General features: G+C 57.6%; 5 protein-coding genes. All 5 read left to right on the forward strand.

What is annotated here, in order from left to right; all coding sequences use genetic code 11:
- The first annotated feature begins 11 nt into the window (after positions 1-11).
- Positions 12-185 (forward strand): hypothetical protein, encoded by a 174-nt coding sequence (locus HV744_RS35875; RefSeq protein ID WP_175153985.1) that lies wholly within the window; start codon positions 12-14, stop codon positions 183-185.
- A 753-nt stretch (positions 186-938) separates the two neighbouring features.
- Positions 939-1,487 carry a sorbitol dehydrogenase family protein gene (locus HV744_RS35880; protein WP_175153986.1) on the forward strand — a complete coding sequence of 183 codons (549 nt, stop codon included), beginning with the start codon at positions 939-941 and terminating at the stop codon, positions 1,485-1,487.
- A gap of 32 nt (positions 1,488-1,519) precedes the next feature.
- Complete coding sequence (locus HV744_RS35885; RefSeq protein ID WP_175153987.1) at positions 1,520-3,160, forward strand: GMC family oxidoreductase; 1,641 nt, start codon at positions 1,520-1,522, stop codon at positions 3,158-3,160.
- A gap of 2 nt (positions 3,161-3,162) precedes the next feature.
- Positions 3,163-4,587 carry a cytochrome c gene (locus HV744_RS35890; protein WP_175153988.1) on the forward strand — a complete coding sequence of 475 codons (1,425 nt, stop codon included), beginning with the start codon at positions 3,163-3,165 and terminating at the stop codon, positions 4,585-4,587.
- Positions 4,577-5,773 (forward strand): porin, encoded by a 1,197-nt coding sequence (locus HV744_RS35895; protein ID WP_175153989.1) that lies wholly within the window; start codon positions 4,577-4,579, stop codon positions 5,771-5,773. Before HV744_RS35890 ends, HV744_RS35895 begins: the two co-directional genes overlap by 11 nt.
- Positions 5,774-5,910: the final 137 nt, after the last annotated feature.

Here is a 5,910-nt window from a genome sequence, read left to right on the forward strand (position 1 = left end):
ATCGATAGCCCTTGAACGAAATCGGCGCCTCGCCCGATGGCAGAACGGAGACGGAAGCTTTCTTCATGCCCAATTATATTCGTCGACCCCAGCACCAACTTGACAATACCCTGCTAGCAGATATCGCGCACGCGACGGTGGATGCGGCAAATCAGGACATCCGTAACCATGACTTGCCGGGCTAAACATAGCGCCTTACAGCATATTCGTTGGCCCCAGCGACAAACTGACAATACCCGCGGCGACATTCCGGAATACACCGATCGTCAGCCAGTCATACGCAAGTATAAGACTGCCATTTCCAAGAAGGGGAAGTCCAAGCCGTTTATATAATGGTCCTGCTTGTCTTGCACGTGTAAATTTCTCTTCATGGTCGGTGTATTCTCGCGATGCGTCTACAACAGCACCGTCTTCTTTGGCCACCAGATGCTATGGGTGGGCTTGTAGAAGTAAGCGCGCTGGAGTAAAACGGGATTTCCACACTCGTGTCTCCGAAGGAGCACGCAAATGGATTTGCCTGACACAGCCCTCCCATAGCATCTAGTCCACTGAACCAGTTGAATAGCGCCGGATACGGCGAGTTGGATCAGCGTACTTTCATTTCAACGGAGCGGCCTGCCTGTTGTGCTGACGGAAATAGCGCATGAGCTTTTTGTCGAGGTCTTTGGTAATGCCTTCAATGGCCGCTTCAAGTAGGGTTCGTCAACGCTGCGCTCTTTAAGGCGTGCCCGGAGTCTGGCAGAGCAGCCCCCCCGGCGTCATTCGTGAGCACCAGAGAAACAGATTGCATCTGGACCAACGTGGATTACGGCTGGTTCATCCCCGAACCGTCATCGAGTCGTGGCAATTTGAATGCTACCGCTGACTCGGTGCGGTTCCTCATCGTAGCGCGTCCGGGAACCGACGAGTCGTGATTCAGCTACTAAAGGTGAGACCATATGCCTGATCGGTATCGTGACGACGCTCCCTCGGAATTCAGTCTTGCTCGACGCAAGATAGTGGTCGGAGGCGTCCTTCTTATGGGCGGGTTTGCGGTCCTCCCGACACTCGCGGTCAGTTCGTCCGACGTCGCTTTGCCGGACGAATCCCTGGCGCAATTCATGGAAATCTCGTCGCTTCTGATTCAGCACCAACTGGATCCAGGTATCGGAAAAAGACTCGCTATCGCCATGACCGCAGCGAATGCTTCGCTTTCGGGTCACATCACCGAGTTGCTTGCCATTGCAAGAAAGAAAAACGCGACCGTCGTCGAAGATTTTTTTCCCGATGTCCCGGTCGGCCCTTTGAAAGAGACCGCTCTCTCGATCATCTCCGCATGGTACCTGGGTGTACTCACCGACGCTTCAGGCGCGGAAGTCTTCGCGTACGAGTTCGCACTGATGTACCAGCCGACGGTAGACGTCATGACTATTCCGACCTACGCGAAATCAGGGCCGAACGGTTGGAATGCGGATGCGCCCCCGTTGAGCGACATGCCAAAATTCTAAAGGTAGTTTTCAGACAGGAGAGGAGCTTCCTGATGGCAAATGACTATGCTGCGGACGTCGTTGTAGTGGGAACCGGTGTAGTGGGTTGCCTCGTCGCGGAACACATGCTGGACGCAGGTTTGTCCGTGCTGATGCTCGAAGCTGGGCCCCGCGTCGATCGCTGGCGAATCGTGGAAAACTACCGTAATTTGCCTCCCAGCCTTCGGCAACACTGGAATGCCCCATACCCCCCAAAACCGTGGGCCCCCCATCTGGAATCGCGCACCGATACAGAAGTGGCGGAATATCTACAACTGGAAGGGCCCGATGCCCGAGCCTTCCGCCAGGGCTATGTTCGCTACGCAGGAGGGGCCACCTGGCACTGGGCAGGCATTTGCTGGCGCATGGTTCCAGACGATTTTCGTCTGAAAACCCTTTACGGGGTGGGACGGGACTGGGCGTTTGACTACCACGTACTCGAACCCTACTACACGCGCGCGGAATACGCGATGGGCGTCTGCGGTCCGGCTGACCCCGCGCTGCAATGGCCACCGATCCGTTCGAGGCCTTACCCTATGGGCCCGCTTCCCTTTGGACCTGGCGAGCAGCGCCTCACGGACGCCGCTGCGAGAATCGGACTGAAAAATCTCCCCGCGCCTCAGGCGCGCAACAGCGGCGTTTCCTATGACGGACGGCCGGCGTGTTGCGGCAACAACAACTGTTTTCCAGTTTGCCCCATTGCCGCCAAATACGATGCGGCATCCGCTTTGCCGAAGATCGAGGCAAAAGGCGGCAGGATTCTGGCCAATGCAGTGGTCTACCGGATCGAGACCGACGCGAAGAATTCAGCAGTTCAGGCGGTTCACTATTTCGATCCCGATAAGGCGTCGCACAGAGTCACGGGAAAAATCTTCGTGATCGCGTGCAATAGCATCGAGACGCCGAAACTCCTGCTGCTTTCCGGAGACGAACGCAATCCTAATGGAGTTGCCAACAGCTCCGATCAGGTCGGGCGCAACATGATGGATCAGCCAAAGCTGATCGCGGAAGTGACGCTTGCGGAACCACTGTGGACAGGGGTTGGACCGGTTCAGAACAGCAGTATCATGAACACCTCACAAGGCGAGTTTAGGAGCCGCCACAGTGGGGCGATGTTACGCATGGAGAATGCGGCCCGCAGCGGCATCGGTGGCGCTGCGGCGTTGAAGAAGGGGCTGGTCGGTAAAGCCCTCGACACCGAAATTCGACGACTCTCCGCCTGCACCGCAAGGTTGACCATCGAACATGAGCCGCTCCCGCAGGCGCAGAATCGCGTGACCTTGTCGAGCAAGAAAGATTGGCTTGGCATCAATAAGCCACACATCTACAACGACGTCGGGGATTATGTACGCCGCAGCGCGAAAGAATATACCGTGCCGTTGCTGAGGCGCCTGGCTGCGGAGCTTGGCGCCACGGACTTCCAGCTCTCCACCGAATTTCTCAACAGCGATCACATCATGGGCGGCTGCATCATGGGCGCCGATCCCGCTACTTCGGTAGTCGATGTCGACTGCCGTTCTCATGACCACCATAACCTGTTCTTGCCGGGCGGCGCAGCAATGACCACCGGAGGCAGCGGAAACAGCACCATCACCATGGCGGCGTTAGCGCTGAAGGCGGCTGACGGTATTGTCGATCAACTGAAGCACGGCTAATCATGCACAATCTCAGTCATCGTCTACGCCGCGTGATCCTTCTGTTTGCTGGTTGCGTGGCCGCAGCGTCTTCACACGCCACGGATCGGTCACCTGAGACCGACGCGTTGATCAAACGCGGTGAGTATGTCGCCATGGCTTCGGACTGTGCGGCGTGCCACACCACTGTGCAGGGCAAGCCTTTTGCAGGCGGGCTTGCTCTTGTCTCGCCGCTTGGCACGATCTACTCGACAAACATCACGCCGTCTACCAACTTCGGCATTGGCCGCTATACGGAAGAGCAGTTCTCCGAAGCTATCCGTCACGGAATCCGGGCGGATGGCGCAAACCTCTACCCCGCGATGCCCTACACGTCATATTCGATCCTCACGGATGACGACGTGCACGCGCTCTACACGTATTTCAGGCTCGGGGTAACGCCCGTGGACGTACGGGCGCCGGACACAAAGCTGCCGTTCCCGATGAACATACGCGCGTCGTTGAAAGTGTGGAACCTGCTGTTCCTGAACAAGGGTGCGTACCAGACAGATCCTCACCAATCCGCAGAATGGAACTGGGGCAGGTATCTGGTACAGGGCGCTGCGCATTGCAGTGTGTGCCACACCCCGCGCGGCTTCATGATGCAGGAAGAGGCGGGACTGGAGCTCTCCGGTGGGCAAGTGGGGACGTGGTACGCGCCTAACATCACGTCGGACGCAACAAGCGGTATTGGCAGTTGGACCAGGGAAGAACTCGTTGAGTATCTGCGCACCGGCCGACTGCGCGGTAAGGCGCAGGCTGCTGGTGACATGGGAGAAGCTGTCGAGCACAGCTTCCAGTATCTCTCAACGGCGGACGTGGAGGCCATTGCGACTTATGTGAAGAGTGTCGCTCCGATTCATGATGTACGGGACAGCACATCGCGCTTTACTGCCGGAAAAATGTCGTCTGAGCTTGCCGCCTTGCGGGGCACTGATGGGATCCGTTCAGACAACGCTGCCCATCCTACCGGCGCGGAATTATTCCAGGGCAATTGCGCCTCCTGTCATTCGGCTCAAGGTCAAGGCAGCAAAGATGGCTACTATCCCAGCCTGTTTCACAACTCGGCAACAGGATCGGTGAATGCCAACAACCTTATTGCCACGATCCTCTACGGAGTAAATCGTACGACCTCCAAAGGACAGGCATACATGCCTGGATTCGGAGGCAAGCCAACTGATTTCACCGCACTGAGCGATCAGGAAATCGCCCTTGCGGGTAACTATGTCCTTGTGCACTACGGGCGTGCCGACGCGTCTATCACCGCGCAAGACGTTGTCGCGGTGCGTCGCGGCGGCCCCACGTCTCCACTTGTTACGCTCGCCCGCATGGGCATCGCGGCGGGCGTGGTCCTCGTGCTCCTGATCCTGGCTTTTCTCATCGTCAGGAAAAGAAGGCGTGCCCACTGAAGCTCCCGGAGACAACGTGATAAGAACGCTGTTAGCCGCACTTGTCGGCGGCCTATACGTTAGCTCGAGCTATGCACAAAGTAACATCACGCTATACGGGTTGATCGACGTATCGATCAATTACGTCAGCAATCAGCGCGAAGGCGGGACAAACTCACCGGGTCACAGCAACTGGTCGATGGCCAGCGGCGACCTTAATACCTCGCGATGGGGCCTCAGGGGCCGGGAAGATTTAGGCGGCGGTTCATCAGCCGTCTTTACCCTGGAAAACGGCTTCTCGGTGATAAACGGAAAATTCAGCAACGGCGGTGACGAGTTCGGCCGTCAGGCTCATGTCGGCCTGCAGTCGACTACCTACGGCTCGATCACACTCGGTAGGCAATACGACATTATCCTCGACTTCGTCACGCCGTTGGGCGCGTCCGGTCCCGGATGGGGCGGCAACCTGGGGGTGCACCCCTATGACAACGACGATTCGAACACGAACCTCCGTATCAACAATTCAGTCAAGTACAAGAGCCCGATATACCGCGGTCTGACGTTCGGCGCGATGTACGGCTTCTCGAATACACCCGGCCAGTTCGCGAACAATCGCGCGTACAGTGCAGGCGTTGCGTACGCGAATGGACCGCTTTCGGTGGGTGCCGCGTACCTGCAGATCGACCGTAGCGCCGACGTCGCCAATCCTCAAGGCGCAGTCAGTACGTCCGACGGCGACGCGCAAATCACTGGAGGACCTCAGCGAATCTGGGCCCTCGGCGGTCGGTACATTTTCGGTCCGGCGTCGGCGGGCTTGGTCTGGGCGCACTCTGTGACCGACGCGGTCACCGGCGTCGCTCAGGGCGGCAGTATCACGCCGCTGAAAGGCGACAACCTGACATTTGACAATTTTTCGGTCGATGTCCACTATTTCGTCACGCCTGCGTTCAGCGTTGCGGCCGCCTACACGTATACAGCAGGCCGCTTCAGCACCGCGACGGAGACCACGCGTCCAAAGTGGAATCAGCTTGTGCTCCAGACCGATTACCAGTTCAACAAGCGCACCGACATCTACCTGGAAGGCGCGTATCAAAGCGTAAGCGGCGGAAACGGCAATCCAGCGTTCAACGCGTCCATCCACACTTTGACGCCGTCATCGAATAGCAAGCAAGCGGTGGTCGCGGCAGGCTTGCGCCATCGGTTCTAAACGATCAACCGATTGCTGATATGACTGGCTCTGATGTGATGGACGACTCCCGCTACGCAGCGAGAGGTTTATGCCAGAGTGGAGCGGTCGTGACGTCCACGGCAAAGGAGCGTTCATCATGAAGATAGCGACTGTTG

This window comes from Paraburkholderia ultramafica (genome assembly GCF_902859915.1).
Taxonomy (GTDB): Bacteria; Pseudomonadota; Gammaproteobacteria; order Burkholderiales; family Burkholderiaceae; genus Paraburkholderia; species Paraburkholderia ultramafica.